Annotated in this window: 12 protein-coding genes and 1 other RNA gene; all 13 read right to left on the reverse strand. The window is 50.7% G+C overall.

The window, feature by feature from the left end; all coding sequences use genetic code 11:
• Positions 1-44: 44 nt before the first annotated feature.
• The 13 genes from FE783_RS09725 to eno all read right to left on the reverse strand — a co-directional run bounded on the left by FE783_RS09725 (position 45) and on the right by eno (position 17814).
• Positions 45-1214, reverse strand: a complete 1170-nt coding sequence (locus FE783_RS09725; protein WP_158301703.1) for an ABC transporter substrate-binding protein — start codon at positions 1212-1214, stop codon at positions 45-47.
• The gene (locus tag FE783_RS09730) at positions 1211-3064 is read right to left on the reverse strand and encodes an RNA polymerase sigma factor (protein ID WP_138879137.1); all 1854 of its coding nucleotides are present in this window, start codon (positions 3062-3064) and stop codon (positions 1211-1213) included. Before FE783_RS09730 ends, FE783_RS09725 begins: the two co-directional genes overlap by 4 nt.
• 269 nt (positions 3065-3333) lie before the next feature.
• Complete coding sequence (locus FE783_RS09735) at positions 3334-4650, reverse strand: BaiN/RdsA family NAD(P)/FAD-dependent oxidoreductase (RefSeq protein ID WP_138879138.1); 1317 nt, start codon at positions 4648-4650, stop codon at positions 3334-3336.
• Between the two features lie 26 nt (positions 4651-4676).
• Entirely contained in the window at positions 4677-5987 is a 1311-nt protein-coding gene (locus FE783_RS09740) for a BaiN/RdsA family NAD(P)/FAD-dependent oxidoreductase (protein ID WP_138879139.1), read from the reverse strand.
• A 564-nt stretch (positions 5988-6551) separates the two neighbouring features.
• Positions 6552-7526 carry a diaminopimelate dehydrogenase gene (locus tag FE783_RS09745; RefSeq protein ID WP_138879140.1) on the reverse strand — a complete coding sequence of 325 codons (975 nt, stop codon included), beginning with the start codon at positions 7524-7526 and terminating at the stop codon, positions 6552-6554.
• A gap of 181 nt (positions 7527-7707) precedes the next feature.
• Positions 7708-8256, reverse strand: coding sequence for a 50S ribosomal protein L25 (locus FE783_RS09750; RefSeq protein ID WP_138879141.1), 549 nt, complete (start codon positions 8254-8256; stop codon positions 7708-7710).
• Positions 8257-9370: 1114 nt separating this feature from the next.
• Positions 9371-10669, reverse strand: a complete 1299-nt coding sequence (locus FE783_RS09760) for a HEPN domain-containing protein (RefSeq protein ID WP_138879142.1) — start codon at positions 10667-10669, stop codon at positions 9371-9373.
• Between the two features lie 762 nt (positions 10670-11431).
• Positions 11432-11795, reverse strand: a transfer-messenger RNA (tmRNA) gene (gene ssrA / locus FE783_RS09765).
• 183 nt (positions 11796-11978) lie between these two features.
• Positions 11979-12458, reverse strand: coding sequence for an SsrA-binding protein SmpB (gene smpB, locus FE783_RS09770; protein WP_138879143.1), 480 nt, complete (start codon positions 12456-12458; stop codon positions 11979-11981).
• Between the two features lie 127 nt (positions 12459-12585).
• On the reverse strand, positions 12586-15171 hold the full coding sequence (gene rnr / locus FE783_RS09775; RefSeq protein WP_138879144.1) for a ribonuclease R: 2586 nt from the start codon (positions 15169-15171) through the stop codon (positions 12586-12588).
• A 227-nt stretch (positions 15172-15398) separates the two neighbouring features.
• A complete protein-coding gene (gene secG, locus FE783_RS09780) occupies positions 15399-15635 on the reverse strand; it encodes a preprotein translocase subunit SecG (RefSeq protein ID WP_138879145.1) in 237 nt (78 codons plus the stop codon).
• 158 nt (positions 15636-15793) lie between these two features.
• Positions 15794-16498, reverse strand: a complete 705-nt coding sequence (locus FE783_RS09785) for a M50 family metallopeptidase (RefSeq protein WP_138879146.1) — start codon at positions 16496-16498, stop codon at positions 15794-15796.
• Positions 16499-16521: 23 nt separating this feature from the next.
• Complete coding sequence (eno, locus tag FE783_RS09790) at positions 16522-17814, reverse strand: phosphopyruvate hydratase (RefSeq protein ID WP_138879147.1); 1293 nt, start codon at positions 17812-17814, stop codon at positions 16522-16524.
• Positions 17815-17823: the final 9 nt, after the last annotated feature.

The following is a 17823-nucleotide window of genomic DNA, read 5'->3' on the forward strand; positions in this document are numbered from 1 at the left end:
AAAAAAAGGAGGCTGCAACATGCAGTCCTCCAGTGCCGCCCGTTCTAGACAATCGTGTCGGCCCAGTGCTCCAACCGCTCCCGGACTTGCGCTTTGCCTTCGGCCATGGCGCGTAAATCCTCGTTAATGAGGTGACGCGAAGCATTCCATTTCTGGTTATTGTAAAACGCGCTTTTGCTGGTTCTCTCCAAGTCGTGCAGATACGGCTCGTACAGGGGATTGTCCAGCATGCCGAGCCGGGCTGCAAGCTTTTTGGTCGAGGGTAAATCGGGAAATAAATCGAGCAGCTCCGGATCCGTCGGGTTAGCGACCTCGCGGATGAACTCCCATGCCAGCTCTTGATGAGGGCTCCAAGAGGTTATGCCATAAGAGGCGAAGTACATCATATTCGTATCCGCGCCTCCCGGCATATGCGGCAACCCGACGACACCCCATTCATCGGGAGCCTCCAGCACTTGGTGGGTGCGGTAGGACAACTCGTGAATCATGGCAAATCCCGCTGAAAATAACGTTTTATAATTAAACTGCACCTCGAACGGAAGAGAGGCGACCCGATCACGGTATAGAGATGCAACCATGGAGATCGCTTCAACGGTTGCCTCGCTATCCGCATAACCGCGAATCGTCGAGCCGTCTTCCGCGGAATAGGCGCCTCCGTTCCGCATGACGTACGGTTCCCAATTTTCGATGTCGATGCCCATAAACAAGCCGAATCGCTTGATTGTCCCGTTCTCGTCCCGTTCCGTCAATTTGTGCGCGGCCTCGGCAAACTGTCCGAATGTCCATGCGCCGGTCGGATGCGGAAGGCCCGCTTCGTCGAAGCGCTGTTTGTTATAGTAAATTTGCGGAGTAAGCAGATTGACCGCAGGCAGACCGGCCAGCCGCTCGCCATCCATATTCCCCCGCAGCACCCCCTGGTAAAAATCGTCCGGCGATAAGGCTGGATCCCGTTCCAGAAAGGGCATCAGGTCGATCACATCGCCACGGCTGAGTAAAGGGCTGACGTCGACTTCCATGACGAAAACGATATCGGCTTCCCTTTCCTGAATGCGCTTGAACATTTCGTAATGATCGGATACGTAATCGATGATGACCTGGACATCCGGGTGCCGCGTTTCGAACTGTTCCTTTACCGCTTGCATATATTTCGGGGCTTTCCGATAAAGCGAGCCGCTCAAAATCTTTAATGCTATCGGGCGCTCTTGTTCCGTCACGATTGACATTCCTCCAATTGTTCAAGAAATAGTATTGTGGAATTTATGTACGGTATAGCCGACCTCTCTGCGTCTCGGGCTTGCTTCAGTAAGCGCACTACGGCTATTCCGCCCGCCTGCGCCGGGGGAGCTTGCGTATCTTCGGGGAACAGAGGAGCCAGTCGTGCCACCTTCGATAACGCGTCAGCCGCCTGGGCATATGCATCGGCGACCTGAAGAAGCAGTTCCCTCAGCGTTTCTGCACCTTGTTCCATGGAGTCCGTTTGCTCTGCCATCGACCGCAAGTACCCGGAAGCATGGCGTCTCGCATCGGCATACACATGCGCGAGATACTTATGGCCGTACTTGGACGAAGAGGATTCGTCCTGCTCCACATGCGAGATCCACGTATCGTAGGCATCCAGACCCGACGCGTAAGAAAGAAATCCGGAGGCGAACACGAATCCGTCGCCTTTTCTTCCCATCTGCTCGGCTTGCCGCAATATGGCCGCCCAATGTTTCCGCTGCTGTTGGGATAGGGTCTGGATGGCAAGGGTCGGCACTTTCTTTACGGCAGTACCTGTCTGTTTCGGCTCGATGCCGCATAAGAAGCGAAGCGGTATTTGCGCCAGTTCGGAATACGTGAGCGTTTTGGTGTACGGGGCCGTGTTGTCAGTCATGTACACTTCTCCTCGCTTGTCATCGTAACCGTAAATGAGGTTCCACTCGTGAACAAAGGGCCGCTTAACATACGTATCGAAAACCATGACAGGGCTGCCGGCATCGATGAATCGACGGACGAACCCGGTGATGACTCCCGGTTCCTCGCGTACGATCGGAAACGTTTCGACAACCGCCCCCAGCGGTACGTGCAGCACCGGAAGCTGACCGTACAGAAATTGGGGGGATAACCCGTACCTTTCCAAAGCGCTTTTGATCGTGGACGTCCAATCGAACACAAAGGCTCCGTCCGCATAGGTAGTGCGGTGCGAAATCTTCGTGCGAAACGCGAATCCCGTCTCGGCCATAAGTTTGCAAATGCTGCAGTCGCCTCCGGCCGCCCGTATCATTTTGGCAAGGCGATCCAGAAGCGAATAAGCGGCATCGACCTGCTGAATCCCGTCTATTTTCAGCAGCTTCATGATGCCCTCTTTGCCGGGCTGCCTTCGCCGGTTCCCGATTTGCCATACGCCTTTGGCGTGCTCTTCGCGAACTTTTTGCTTGGACCGCTGTATCGAAGAGTATACGGCTCTCGTTGTCGTCTGAAACAGAAGCGATATTTCCTCCGGCGCCCACTGCTTGAAAAAGTAAGATTCGAACATCGCCCTCTCCTTGCGGTTTAAACAATAAAGGAGGGAAGTGATCAGATCCATCGTTTCTTGGCGGATCAAACGTTCCGCGGGATCACTGATAGGATTCGAGCTATTCCTGCGCGTCATATAGTGCAGAATGCTCTCCAAATCACCCCAATCGACATGACCGTCGGCCCTATCCGCCTCCGGTAGACGGACAAGGCTGGAGAATGGCAGCTCATGCCGAAACGGGCCGCCCCGGCGGATCCGCATAAGCGACTGGTTGCGGACGATGCGTTTCAGCCATCCCAGAAACCGCTTTGAATCGACGAGGCTCCCGATATGCAGAAACGCTTTCATAAAGGCCTCCTGAACGATATCTTCAGCCAAATGTCCGTCCTCGGTCATAGTCTTCGCCCACCTGTAAGCGTGTGAGCGATGCCGTCGCATCAGTTCGCCGAAAGCCTCCGTATCCCCGAGCTTCGCTTGCTCGGCCAGCCACTCGCTTTCCCGTTGTTCCGGATCGTCAGGCGGAATCTCCCGTTTTACGGGTGCTGCCTCGGTATGTTCCGTCTGCATGCTCTCCGCTTCCTTCCTCTGGTTCTCGGCCCCATCCAATAAGATGCCGGCAGCAGAAAAATTGAAGCAAAATAATTAAAAAAAACTTATAGTGTCTTCACACTTAACTCCCGTCTTGATACCTAGAGAATGTGCAAACAAGATTGAGCGATATACGTGTAACAAAAAAACCATTCCAAAACTGGAATGATTAATAATTTAGCTTAGCAAAACCACAATTCGCCGCCGTCTATTCCCGGCGTGCCGGGAGTGGACAACCATCAATTTCCTTACGTGGTGCCGGCAAGGTGATCAGCAAGCGCCATCGCGGCGGAATAGCCGGAGCTCCAGGCCCATTGCAGGTTATAGCCGCCGCAATCCCCATCCACATCCATCACCTCGCCGGCCAAATAGAGCCCAGGTACTAGCTTCGATTCCAGCGTTCCTTCTTTTAGCTCCTTCGTATCGATGCCGCCGGCCGTCGTTTGTGCATTCGTGAAGCCATTGGTATCGGTCACGATAAATTCCCAACGCTTCATGAGTCGATACAAGATTTTCTTGGTTTTCCACGATAGATCCTGACATAGCAGGTTCGGCTCTTGATCGATTCCCGCTTCTTTCAGCAGGACCGGGATCAGCTTCTTGTTTAAGATACCGATCAAGGAGGCCGCAACCGTCCGGTGTCCGAACGTCCCCCAGTGCGTATCCAGAAAATCGACGACTTCTACCTCCGTGCGGTCCGGCATCATATCAAGCGATAAGGTCACCGTTTCTCCTCTTGCGAGTTGATACGCAGCCTTCCGGCTTAACTGGAGAATCGGCGGGCCGGAGGCGCCGTAGTCCGTAAACAAAATTTCCCCGTATTCGCTGCGGATGACTTCGCCGTTTACGATGATATGGCCCAGTCCCTCGAATTTGACGCCGGACAGCTCCTTCAGATACGGATATTCCAGCTTCAATTGCACGATCCCGGGCACAGGATCGATCAGGGTGTGTCCCAGTCGCTGGGCAAGCGTGTAACCGGAGCCATCCGTTCCTGTTTTTGGAGCGGTAAGACCGCCGGTACAGAGGAAGATGTAATCGCTGGTATATACGACCTGTCCCTCTGTCTCCGTCTGGCACAGAATCGTGAATCGCGGATGTTCCCTCGACACGGTAACGTCCAATACTTTGGTCTTGAAGTATATCGGAACATTCCGATCCTCCAGCGCAATTCGGAAAATATCCAACACCGATGCAGCTTGCAGCGACATCGGATACATCCGGCCATTCTCCACGGCGATCAGCGGAAGGCCGAGCGTATTGAAGAAATCGACGGTTTGCCGGACGCCGAATTGCTGCAGCACAGGCAGCGGAAATTCCGTTTGATTGCTGTGATATTTTCGCGATAAAGCGACCGCTTCGTCCGTACCCGTCGCAGTGGATTCGTTCGTAATGTTGCAACGTCCATTGCCGGTCGTTAGTACCTTCTTTCCGACCCGGTCGTTGCTTTCAATGATCGCGGTATCGATCCCTAGGTCTCGTGCAGTAACGGCGGCCATAAGACCTGAAGCGCCTGCACCAATAATGAACAGCTTGTGGTGCTTAGAAGTCTGAGACTCATACATATTTGGCATTCCTTTTTCCAATGGTTTCATTTGAAAATGTGTTTACCGAGCGCCATCGCGGCCGAATAGCCGGAGCTCCAGGCCCATTGCAGGTTATAGCCGCCGAAGTCGCCGTCGACATCCATCACCTCGCCGGCCAAATAGAGCCCAGGCACGAGCTTGGATTCCAACGTATTCGCGACGAGTTCTTTCGTAGCGATGCCGCCGGCCGTCGCTTGCGCGTTCTCGAAGCTATGGGTATCGGTCACTTTAAAGTCCCAACGCTTCAATATCTTATAAAAGATCCCTTTTGTTTTCCACGAGAGATCCTGGCAAAGCAGGTTCGGCTCATGACCGATTCCCGCTTCCTTCAGCAGGACGGGGATCAGCTTCTTGTGTAAAAACCCGATGAAGGATTCCGCGACCGTCCGGTGTGCGAACGTTCCCCAGTTCATCTCCAGAAATTCGATAACCTCCTCCTCCGTACGGCCCGGCATCAAATCGACGGATACGGTCACGGAATCCCCTCTCGCGAGATGAACGGCAGCCTTTCGGCCGAGCTGGAGAATCGGCGGGCCGGAGAGGCCGTATTCGGCGAAATGAATTTCGCCGGTTTCGCTGCGGACGACTTCGCCGTTCACGAGGATGTGGGCTCGTCCCTGAAGTTTGATGCCGGACAGCGCCTTCAGATGCGGATATTGCACCTTCAATTGCACGATGGCCGGCACCGGCTCGATCAAGGTGTGCCCCATGCGCTGGGCCAGCGCATACCCGGACCCATCCGTTCCCGCATTCGGGCCGGTAAGACCGCCCGTACATAGAAACAGGTATTCGCTGGTATAGACAACCTGCTCCTCTGTCTCGGTTCGGCATGTAATCTTGAATCGCGGAGGATCCTTCGATACGGTAACATCCAGCACTTTGTTGTTGAGGTATACCGGAACGTTCCGATCCTCTAGCGCGAGCTCGAAAATATCCAACACGGATGCAGCCTGCAGCGACATTGGATACATGAAGCCCTCTTTCAATCTTGTAAGTGGAAGGCCGAGCACATTGAAGAAATCAATGGTCTGACGGATGCCGAATTGCTGCAGCACAGGCAGGGGAAATTCAGCCTGACTGCTGTGATACTTGCGCGATAAAGCCACCGCTTCGTCCGTACCCGTCGCAGTGGATTCGTTCGTAATATTGCAGCGGCCGTCGCCTGTCATTGAGATCTTCTTTCCAATCCGGTCGTTACTCTCCAGTATGGCGGTATCGATACCCAGGTCCCGCGCAGTAACGGCAGCCATGAGTCCTGATGCGCCTGCGCCGATAATAATCAGCTTGTGGTGCATGGAAGCCTGATAATCGTACATGGTTGGTCGATGCACCCTTTGTCCAATGGATTTATATAGGAAGTGTGAAGTGTGATTAATACTTGAAAAGCACCGACGCGCTTTATGACATTATTGCACAAGTGTAACCATCGCTTGCAATCGAGCCAAATGTAGCAAAAAACCAAAGCGCGTTCCATAAGCTACTGGATCTGTCCGGTTGCCTGCCGAAGCATATTCGACGAGGACACAACCTTAGCGGTAGATTGCATATTTTGGGTTACTTCAATCTGAATTTTCAAAACGAAAAGAGCCTGCCACCGAACTCCAGTGGCAAAGCTTCTTTCCGTTTTTGTGGATTTGGCATATGGAGTCGAGGGGAGTATCGTAATCTTCTGGAACCATATGCTCGATGTTATGGCAGACCTTGCTACCCGATGTTTCAGCCATGGAAGCTCACCCCATATACGATGAGCCGGTTTCTATCAGGTTCTTTTGCGTGGACGACCTTCGGGAAAAAGCGCGTAGACCGTCTTCAACAAGATGAAGTCACTCGCCTTCAGGATGGGGAATGGATAATTTCCCTTTTTACGAGACTTGAGAACGTTATAACAACTCTCTTCTTAGTTGTTCGGCCGATTTGGGAGACAAGTACCCAAAAGGAATGTCGAATACCGTTTTCGCCCCTACAAAGCCTTCCTTCGCAAATCTGCTGATTGCTCTAGCATAAGCGACCAGTACACTGCCGGTAAATTCAGGGTTGCTGGCCAGATTAAGTCCAAATTCTATAATTTGCTTGCTATCGGCTCCTGTTATCCCGCTTCTAAGAACAAGTCCTCCGTGAGGCATTAAAGAATGTTTCTCCCGCAATTCTTCGGCACTAATAAAATGGACTTGAGTTTCGTAATCGGCAAAATAGTCCGGCATCGTTGTAATCTCTTTTTCGATGCGAGACAGATCTTCACCAGGCTCCGCTACAACGAAGCATTCTCTCAGGTGCTTATCTCTTGCGGACAATACCGGATTCTCTCCCTTTCTTACCAGGTTAACCGCTTCCTCATTAGGAACCGTATACTGCACCGCGTTGTTTACGCCTTGAATTCGACGAATCGCATCCGAATGCCCTTGACTCACCCCTTTGCCCCAGAACGTATATTCCTTTCCTTCAGGTAATACGGCTTCAGCCAGCAAACGGTTTAGCGAAAACAGTCCCGGGTCCCATCCCGTTGAAATTACACTGGCATGTCCGCTTTTCTTTGCCGAAGCATCTACCGAATCAAAATATTCATTGATTTTAGCGTGCCTGTCAAAGCTGTCCACGGTATGGAACATGGAGGCGATAGACGGGCCTTGCTCCGGTAAATCCGTTGCCGAACCGCCGCATAATATCATTACATCGATTTTCCCTATATAATTATCGATTTCAGACATATGTACCATTTTTGCAGTTGAAGGCATGCTTTCGGGTTGACGTCTAGTAAAAATCGCTGCAAGCTCCATATCCGGATTTTGCCGAATGGCCGATTCAACGCCACGGCCCAAATTTCCGTAACCCACTATGCCTACTTTAATCTTGTCCAAGTTAATTACCCCCATCATAATTGAATATGTTTCCAGTAACCTCTCTTCGGCCGCCACTGGTTATACAAAGAAACCGCCTAAAGCGCATAGGAATAACGCCAGCTATGAGCCAAGCTGGACAAAATATCGTGCCTGCAGGCACGCTGCAAGCACAATATTCTCCTTACACGAATGGGTGAAGTTAAGGTTTAACGACCGAGAGAAGAAACTCATTATCCTCTGAAATGACCGTAACCTCTGACGTAAACTTCGCATCTTTTACATACAACGCTTCTCCGACATCCATACCGCCGATGTCAAATTCAACCTCAGTCGGCAAATATCTCGGTAATGCCTCCACCTCGATAAATGCACGCTGGATTTGCACAACCCCGCCTTGTTTCGTGCCGATCGGTGTGCCATAGAACTTGACCGGAATTTTTGTACGCACAATTTCGTTCGTCTGCACCTGCTGAAAATCGACATGCAGCAAATCACGTGTAACCGAGTCACGCTGGATATCCTCCAGCAGTACGGTGAGTGGATCTTTCCCTTCAAATTGCAGCTCGATAAAACCGGCTGCGCCTTGCTTCAACCATCTTTGAAACTGTGCCGTTGAAATATGAATCATCTCATTCTCCGCATGTTTACCGAAGACAATGCCAGGCAGACGTCCGGATTTGCGCAAATCCCGAAGTCCGGATGAATGTAATCGCATGCGGGGCTCCGCTTGAAAATAAGTAGTGGTCATGCTATGCTCGCTCCTCATTGTACGATTTTTGAGTACTTTTCATAGACAAACAATCTACCCCTGACGGGGCTACGAAGAGAAACATAGCATCACCACCTCCACATCCAATCGGATACATTTAATGTAAAATCCCCGTAAGTATGCACGAAGGCACTCCACTCCGAAGAGTAGAATGCCTATGGGATGCTTCTACCATATCATAGAATGACCATCTTGTCGATTAGATCAAGGCGCTGTACGGAAGCGGTTTACAGGAATGACGGCACTAAACTGTTCAAGTTTGTTCCCTTTGCAGATCGCAGCGGTTGATTTCGATTGCGCGCTCCCTCCGCTTCGCTCCAGTCCGCGCGATCGACCCCAATGTCCTTCGAACAGGGCCTCTCTCCCCTTCTCCCAGTACCAGACAAAAAAGCACTCTAAGGGTGCTCTTGTTTGGTATGGAGGCGAACCGTGCCTGTGTAAGACCACAATTCGCCGCTACTTGATGATTCGGTTGTTTGGGGAAGTGGCTTGAATAAACCTGAGTCGTTTTCTGTAATAGTCAGTCTTTCTTAATTTTCTTGGAACATCACCATCCCAATCGACCAGCCAAAGAGTCAAGGTATCGATGGATGGTAAGGGCCGAGCGGCGGATCACAGTCGCATAGAACTCTATTTCCGCTCGCTCAAATATGAGTGCATCTATTTGAATGAATTCGAAGACCCTCGCACGTTACGCAAAGGGTTAGCTCGTTATGTCCAATTTTTATAACCAGGAACGCCCGCACCAATCTCTTAATGAAGCGAAGCCCGACCAATTTTACGCCCACACTGTTGAAAAAATCGCATCCAAAAACACTAGGCCCACGAGAAGGAGGACATAACTTATTCCTCAAAAATCGTGTCTTAGGGGGAGCATTACACTAGAGGTGAACCCCTATCTTTGCACATAGGCAATGCGAGTTAGAAGCACGAGAGCAGGTTGCGGTGCTCCATCTGATAGGTTGGTAGAGGTAAAACCATTTCCTATGTAAAAACTCCATTCTACTTAGCATGATAATGAGAATTGATTAATTCGAACATAGCTCTTCCTATCCAACTTAATATTAATTCAATGCTATAATAGTAGTACACTTTAGTTAATATTATTCTCTTGTTCGATTATTTCATTTTTTGTTAAATCTTCTTCGGAAAGCCCTTGCTGCATTTCGAGATGCTCTATATCCGTAATTGATTCTAATTTATATATTATGTTGACTAATGCCGCGGTCAAAATATTTATTTGATCTTGATTCAATAAAACAGTAGAACTATGCACTATATAATTTCTTAATTTACTTAAATTATCAATCTCATTTCCTAAATTCTCATCAATCACTTTCTTTTCAACTAAGGTCTTAGTTAAATACGCCACGTTAAATCTTTTCTTCAAAAAATCATGCTCCGAATAAAGATTTTGAGAAATCGCAGTTCTAGCTAAAGCGAATTCTAGCTTTTTATAATGAGAAACAAATTTAAAAAATAAATCATTTTTACTCGAAATTACATTTTCCGCCACTATATCCTTTTCTTCTGCTGATATTACAATTTTATCTAAACTATCAATCGCCTTATTAAGTTTATCCTTTAACTCATCGTATAATTTCTCAATCTGGTCATACTCAAATTTTGTAATTGAATTATTATGTGCAATTTTACATCTAAGTTTATATAAAGTTTCCCATCTGTTTTTCAAAAATGTATGATCACAGTCTACTATTTTGGAAAAGTATCTGTCCCAATTTGATCTAGGTACATATTTGGTTAAATCATCTAATGATAAATCCTCTACCTTTTCTATTTTGCTTATTTTATCTATTAAAGTTGATGGAGGGAATGGAGAATATTCTTTAAAAAGAAAGTTTGCAAGCTGAATAAAATCAGTCTGATATAAATAGTCAGGACTTTCTTCCTTTTTATCCATCCTCACAGAGTTTTTTACCTCTTCAGGTACTGAATCTTTTGTCCACTCTAAACCTACATTTGTAAGCATAAATTTAGTTATTAATTTTCTCATTAGATTTTCTATTTGATAAATGAAAGGATACGCTTTACTTGAATAGAAGAAACTGACATCGTCCCACAAAGTCTGGGGATGCCTTATGCTTGCTTTATGTAATAGATCTCTGACTGCTTTCAATAACTGTTCAAACTCTGAAGTCCTTTCGTAATCTGCACATGAGAACCTAACATGGAAAAACCGTTCATTTTTATCTTTCAACTGGTCCGTTTGCACTTCATAATCTACTTCAAGTTTTTTATGTTTAAGCTTTCGATTTCTAATATCTATGTCGGAATTGGCCTTTAGCAGGTTATTAAAGGCTGCCTCATTTGAGCAAAATGAATTTTTTGTATCCACGATAACCAGATACTCAACCTTTAAAGCTGTTGTCAATATAGCCACACTCCCTGAAAATTTATAGGACTATTGTACCGGATAAATCATTTATCTACAATATTTTCCTATAGCTTTCTTACTGTACCCTATAATAACATCAAATTAGAACACAACCTAATGCTGATGCGGATTTACATTGTGGGGGCGAGGGGAGTATTGATATCTTGATTTAATTTCGGAGCTTACTCGCCGATGATGATATTAGCATTCGATGCCGCGTTCGTTCGCTATGCTCCCTGCGCGCGGGACTGAACCCTCTGCAGGGTTTGCCTCCACATATTCGTACACCAAAAGAAACAGAACACCGCTAAGGGTCCTTTTTCTTTTGGTGTAGGCGATGGGAGTATCGACAATCCAGATTAAACTTCCTGCCTAAGCCACTCTACGATGCAGATCGCAGCGGTAGATTTCTATTGCGCGCTCCCTACGCTTCGCTACGGTCCGCGCGATCGACCCCAATGCCCTCCTTCGCACAGGGGTTCTCCTCCCGAGCCTCCTTGTATACGAATAAAGGCACTGACCAAGGTTACGGTCAGTGCCTTTTCGTACTAGTATGGAGTCGAGGGGAGTATCGACAATCTCGATTAAATTTTCTGACGAAGTTTATTCGACGATGCAGATCGCAGCGGTAGATTTCGATTGCGTGCTCCCTTCGCTTCGCTCCAGTCCGCGCGATCGCCCCCAATGTCCTTCTTCGCACAGGGGTTCTCCTCCTTGCTCCATAGCATGCAAAAAGCACCCTTTCGGGTGCTCTGCATGCTATGGAGGCGAGGGGAGTCGAACCCCTGTCCGAAGATAACGCCACACCAGCTTCTACGGGTGTAGTTACAGCTTTGATGTCACCCTAGAGTCGTCCTGTAACCGACTACCCTTTGGGTCAGCCTGATTGTCTTCTTCAGCTAGCCCCAGGCGGAGACTAGACAGCGTATCCCACTAAGGTTGAGCCCCTATCCCGGCACATGGGCGATGCAGGGTAGAAGCCGCGTCACAGGTTATTAAGCTGCGAAAGCGAGTTTTGGTTGTTGTTTGCCAGTTAATTGGCGTTCGCGTTGATGAAGTGGACGCAGCCCCACTACCCGCTACTCATGCTCGAACTATCCCCGTCGAATCCAAAAACGCCCCCGAGATCGGAAGTCTCGTCATCTGGAACGAGGTGCTTCGCTAAGCGGCTTACGGAGCCGGAACCGACAGCGCAATGTATCGCTGTAAACTTATTATAACACAATTCCCGATTCGTGCGACGGCTTCTTGATGGAAGCGATAGTGCACCTTGGCAGTCTTGCCATGGAAACTATCGACTCACTTGCTACCGCGCGACCTTCTGCTTCTCGCGAAGAGCGCGCTGGATGTCGCGCTGCGCATCGCGCTTGGCGTCGCTTTCGCGCTTGTCGTATTGCTTCTTGCCTTTGGCGATACCGATCAGCAGCTTGGCGTAGCCATTGCGGATATACACCTTGAGCGGCACGATCGTATAGCCCTGCTGCTTGGCCAAGCCGAGCAGCTTGTGAATCTGTTCCTTCTTCAGCAGCAGCTTCCTCGCTCGGGTAGGGTCCGACGGATTGCTGCGGTTTCCCTGCGCGAACGGGCTGATATGCATGTTGTTGACGAACGCTTCGCCATTCCGAATCGTACAGAACGCGTCTGAAATGTTGGCACGGCCGCCCCGAAGCGACTTGATTTCCGTTCCGGTCAATACAAGACCCGCTTCATACGTATCCTCGACGAAGTAGTCGTGAGACGCTTTCTTGTTCTGCGCGAGCAGCTTGCCGTCGCTTTTCTTGCTCAATCCGGTTCCCTCCTTTCGCTAGAAGGAACGGACGACCCAGGCGGGCCGTCCGCTGCCGTTCTTACAACGCTAGGAGTTAATTGTATCAACTTCAACGGTCAAAATCAATGCGAGCCTACCGCTATAGTTATTTTTTCCCGCGCTTCTTCGCTCCTGCCAGCGCGCCGCCTTTCACGCCGCCGTTCTTCGGCTTGCGCGATGCGCCGAAGCCTCCCGGCCGCTTGCCGCCACGCGCTCCGCCGCCTTCCGTCCCCGCTCGGCTGCCGCCACCGCTTCCGCGCGGACTGCCCCCGGCTCCGCTGCGCCCGCGACCTCCGCGTCCGCCTCCAGCGCCGGTCCCGCTTCGTTCCGGCCGCACGTTCGTCCACTCGCCACCGCCGTTATCTCCACCGGCTCGGTTACCTTCACCCGCTGCCGCTCCGCGCTCGCTGCGCTTGCCTGTACCGCCGGCTTTGCCGCTGCGGCTGAAGCCCCAAGCGTCCACTCCGCCTTTGCCGCGGCCTCGCTCCCGATCCCGGCCTTCGTCGCCCGGCTTGCCGCGCTTTCCGCGATTGCCATCGACGAAGCTAACTTTTTGCTGGCGCGGCTGCGCATCCACCATCTCGAAATCGATGTTGTGCTCATCCATATTCACGCGAGCAACGCGTACTTTGACATCGTCGCCGATCCGGTATATTTTGGACGTCCGCTCCCCGATCAGCGCATGCTGCATTTCATGGTAATGGTAGTAATCGTCGTGCAGATCGCTTAGCCGGATTAGACCCTCTACCGTGTTCTCCAATTCGACGAATATGCCGAAGTTCGTTACGCTGCTGATCATGCCTTCGAACTCTTCGCCCACTTTATCAAGCATATACTCGGCTTTCTTCAAAGCTTCCGTATCCCGCTCTGCATCTACCGCAAGCCGCTCACGCTCGGACGACTGCCTTGCGATATCGTCCATCCGAGCGGTCAAATATTCGTGCCGCTTATCGGTCAGCGAGCCGCTCTCCAGCACTTCGCGGATGACGCGGTGTATGATCAAATCCGGGTAACGCCGGATCGGCGAAGTGAAGTGCGAATAAAACTCCGCGGCCAAGCCGAAATGGCCCAAGCTGTTCGCATCATACCGCGCCTGCTTCATCGAACGGAGCATGACCGTACTGATGATCGTCTCTTCCTTCGTGCCACGAATTTCCTCCAAAAGCGTCTGCAGCGCGCGGGGATGAACGGAGTTCCCCTTCCCTTTCACCACATAGCCGAAATTCGTAATAAACTCCATGAAATGCTGCAGCTTGTCGCCGTCCGGGTTTTCGTGAATCCGGTACAAGAACGGCACTTTCATCCAATGGAAATGTTCCGCTACCGTCTCGTTGGCCGCCAGCATGAATTCTTCGATAATTTGTTCCGCAATGGACCGTTCCCGCTTGACGATATCGGTCGGCTTGCCGTTCTCGTCTACAAGTATTTTCGACTCTTGGAAATCGAAGTCGATCGCGCCGCGCTGCATTCTCCGGTTGCGCAGCTTCATCGCCAGTTCTTCCATCAGCTTGAAGAAATCGACCAGATCCTTGTAGCGCTCCGTTACCTCTTCATCTTCGCCGCGCAATATTTTACGGACGTTCGTATAAGTCATCCGCTCCGTCGTCTTGATGACGCTCGTGAAAATATCGTGGCGAACGAGGTTGACGTTGCCGTCGAATTCCATCTCGCACGACATCGTCAGCCGGTCCACCTTCGGATTCAAGCTGCATATCCCGTTGGATAAACGATGGGGCAGCATCGGAATAACCCGGTCGACCAAATAGACGCTGCTTCCGCGGTTATAGGCTTCACGATCGAGCTCTGAATTTTCCCGCACATAATAGCTTACGTCGGCTATATGAACGCCAAGCACGTAGTTACCGTTCGGCAGCTGCTCCACGTTCACCGCATCGTCCAAATCTTTGGCATCCTCGCCGTCGATCGTCACGATCCGTTTTCCCCGCAAATCTCTGCGCCCTTGAAGCTCTTCTTCGCCGATGGAATCCGGTACTTGTTCGGCTTCGGCCATCACTTCCTCCGGAAATGCTTCCGGCAGCTGGTACTTGCGGATGATGGACAAGATGTCCACGCCGGGATCGTCCTTATGGCCCAAAATCTCGACCACCCGTCCTTCGGCCGCTGCGCGTCCTTCCGGATATTGAACGATATCGACTACAACCTTCTGTCCGGTTACGGCCCCTTGGAAAGCATCCTTCGGAATAAAAATATCTTTCGTAATCCGTTTGTCGTCCGCAATGACGAAAGCGTAGCTCTCGAAGCTTTGGAACGTACCGACGACTTGCGTCACCGCCCGGGTAACCACTCGGACGACTTCGCCCTCGAGCTTGCCTCCGGCCGCACTCTTCGACGTAATACGCGCAAGTATGATATCTCCGTTCATGGCGCCGTTCATATCGTTGGCGTGAATGTAAATGTCCGGATGATCTTTATCATCCGGCAGCAGGAAGCCGAAGCCTTTCGCATGCCCCTGCAGCTTGCCCTTGATCAAATTCATCCGCTCCGGCACTCCATAGCGCTCCGTACGGGTCCGTATAATTTCTCCGGCGTCCTCCAGCTGATTCAGCATTTTCAGAAATTGCTTGAACGACTCCGCGTCGCCGATGTCGAAATTTTTCTCGAGCTCCTGGTACGTCATCGGCTTGTACGCCTTCTCGCGCATGAAATCGAGCAACTCTTCTTTTGTAATCATCAATGTTCACCTGTCTCATTAGAAAATAAGTTCTCTCTGCTTAGTATTGACGTTTTCGAAACGCTCAACCCCCTCAAAGAGCTTCAATTGTAAGTTTAAGCCCTTACAAATCATTACCCATAAATGGAAGTGCTGCACGAATGGAACCCGTCCGCATGTTACTCCAGCTTCCAACAACTAAAAAAGCAGCAGGAGCACTTGCACCCCTGCTGCGTTCGTTTCGATCTTTAAGATTTCACAACGTATGCGACGATAAGGGACAACAGGAAGAACGATACCGCAAATCCGACCGTCACCCTGGAAAGAAGCAGCTCCAGACCGCGCGCCTTCTGCTTGCCGAATAAATGTTCCGCACCGCCGGAGATGGCGCCCGAGAGTCCCGCGCTCTTTCCTTTTTGCAGAAGCACAACGGCGATCAGCCCGATCGACGCAATGACCAGCAAAATTTTCAAGAAGATTTCCATCTGATCCACCTCCTGTTCGAATGCCTTATGTATCTACGTGTATGATCCGCGATCAACATGTTCAGAAGCCATAGTACAAAGCAAATATAAATATACCACATCGAACGTCCAATTACAAGGATAGAGACGACGAGGCAAATTCTGCCGGTTCTCCCCGTTCAAGCCTGGCTTTCCCACCGTGAGGAGCGCGCTCTTCCGGACCGGCTCTTCCCGATGAAGGAAGCGATCGCTTTTCTGGCGCAGAGCAGCGCTATAAACAGAAATAATATAGCCCATACGATAGCGGGAACTCCCGTGGAACGGCTTAAACCCGTTGCATCGCCTGCCCGGCCGGGTCCCGACAGCGACAGTACGATCAAATTGATCGGTCCCATGACCGACTCTTCGAGGCAAATAAAGGAAACGAGCAAATAATAAAATTTGCGAATCGATTCGAAAGGAAGAAACATGGCGATGCCGTTGACGATAATGAAGCCGATAAGCCACAAGACGCCAAACGTGTTGTTGACGAAAAAAGCGAGCGACAATACGGCCAGCAGCGTCATAGCCGCATAACCGACGGTCAATTTGCCTTTGCCGTACATTGTGAACAGAAAAGCGGCAAACAGCGAAGCGGTAATATAACCGGACAAGCCGAGCGGAATCGTCTTCCAGCCGCGCTCGATAAAGGAATACGTAACCCCGCTATGATTCGAGTATAGCTGAATATAGAGAACTTTGCCGGACAGCAGCAGCGTCGTAACCGCATGGCCCAATTCATGAACCATCGTGTCCACATTGCGGAAAAAAGAAGAGAAGGGGATCCAGTGCGTCAAAATGGCGGACCCTACCAAAAACAAAATCGTTGTCATCCATCGACTCACGGGAATCCCCTCCTTATCCGTGCTTATTTGAAGTTTTTCAGGTTATAGAACGAGGCGCGGCCCAAATATTTCGCCGTGCTTCCCAATTGGTCTTCGATGCGGAGCAATTGGTTGTACTTCGCTACGCGGTCCGTACGGGACGGTGCACCCGTTTTGATTTGACCCGCATTCGTTGCTACGGCGATGTCGGCGATCGTGCTGTCTTCGCTTTCGCCCGAACGGTGGGAAATCACAGCCGTGTAGCCGGCGCGTTGCGCCATTTCGATCGCGTCGAACGTTTCCGTCAGTGTGCCGATTTGGTTTACTTTGACGAGAATCGAGTTTCCGATGTTTTGCTCGATGCCTTGGGACAAACGGCTCGTGTTCGTTACGAACAGGTCGTCGCCGACGAGCTGAACTTTGCCGCCGAGCTTCTCGGTGAGCAGCTTCCAGCCAGCCCAGTCGTCTTCGGCGCAGCCGTCTTCGATCGTGATGATCGGATATTTGTCAACCCAGGAAGCGAGGAAGTTTACGAACTCTTCGGACGTATACGTTTTGCCTTCGCCTTCGAGGTGGTATTTGCCGTCCTTGTAAAACTCGGTGGAAGCGACGTCCATGCCGAGGAATACGTCGACGCCCGGCTTGTAGCCCGCACGCTCGATCGCGGAGATGATCGTTTGGATCGCTTCTTCGTTGGAGCTCAAGTTCGGCGCGAAGCCGCCTTCGTCGCCTACTGCCGTATTCAAGCCTTTGTCTTTCAGTACGGCTTTCAGGTTATGGAAAATTTCCGTGCCCCAGCGAAGAGCTTCTTTGAAGGAAGATGCCCCTACCGGCAAAACCATGAACTCTTGCACGTCTACGTTGTTGTCCGCATGAGCACCGCCGTTGATGATGTTCATCATCGGAACCGGAAGCTGCTTCGAGTTGAAGCCGCCCAAGTAAGTATACAAAGGCACGTTCAAGGCGTCAGCTGCCGCGCGGGCAACGGCCATTGATACGGCAAGAATGGCGTTGGCGCCAAGCTTCGCTTTGTTCGGCGTTCCGTCCAGAGCGAGCATTTTGTTGTCGATGGCAACTTGGTCCAAAGCGTCGAGTCCGATAATTTCCGGAGCGATGATAGAATTCACGTTTTCTACCGCTTTGATAACGCCTTTGCCGAGGTAACGGCCTTTGTCGCCGTCGCGAAGCTCAACGGCTTCGTAAGCGCCGGTCGAAGCGCCGGATGGAACGATAGCATGGCCTTTCGCACCGGATTCGAGGAATACTTCGACTTCTACAGTCGGGTTGCCGCGGGAATCGAGCACTTCGCGTGCGTAAACGTCGGAAATAATAGTCATGGTTCGTTG

This window comes from Paenibacillus mesophilus (genome assembly GCF_005938385.1).
In the GTDB taxonomy this organism is placed as follows: domain Bacteria; phylum Bacillota; class Bacilli; order Paenibacillales; family NBRC-103111; genus Paenibacillus_AB; species Paenibacillus_AB mesophilus.

What these genes read in the sequence shown, in the direction of transcription:
- FE783_RS09730 (WP_138879137.1), bottom strand. Translation starts at nt 3,064, where the DNA reads ATGCAGACGGAACATACCGAGGCAGCACCCGTAAAACGGGAGATTCCG.
- FE783_RS09735 (WP_138879138.1), bottom strand. Translation starts at nt 4,650, where the DNA reads ATGTATGAGTCTCAGACTTCTAAGCACCACAAGCTGTTCATTATTGGT.
- FE783_RS09740 (WP_138879139.1), bottom strand. Translation starts at nt 5,987, where the DNA reads ATGTACGATTATCAGGCTTCCATGCACCACAAGCTGATTATTATCGGC.
- FE783_RS09750 (WP_138879141.1), bottom strand. Translation starts at nt 8,256, where the DNA reads ATGACCACTACTTATTTTCAAGCGGAGCCCCGCATGCGATTACATTCA.
- rnr (WP_138879144.1), bottom strand. Translation starts at nt 15,171, where the DNA reads ATGATTACAAAAGAAGAGTTGCTCGATTTCATGCGCGAGAAGGCGTAC.
- secG (WP_138879145.1), bottom strand. Translation starts at nt 15,635, where the DNA reads ATGGAAATCTTCTTGAAAATTTTGCTGGTCATTGCGTCGATCGGGCTG.
- eno (WP_138879147.1), bottom strand. Translation starts at nt 17,814, where the DNA reads ATGACTATTATTTCCGACGTTTACGCACGCGAAGTGCTCGATTCCCGC.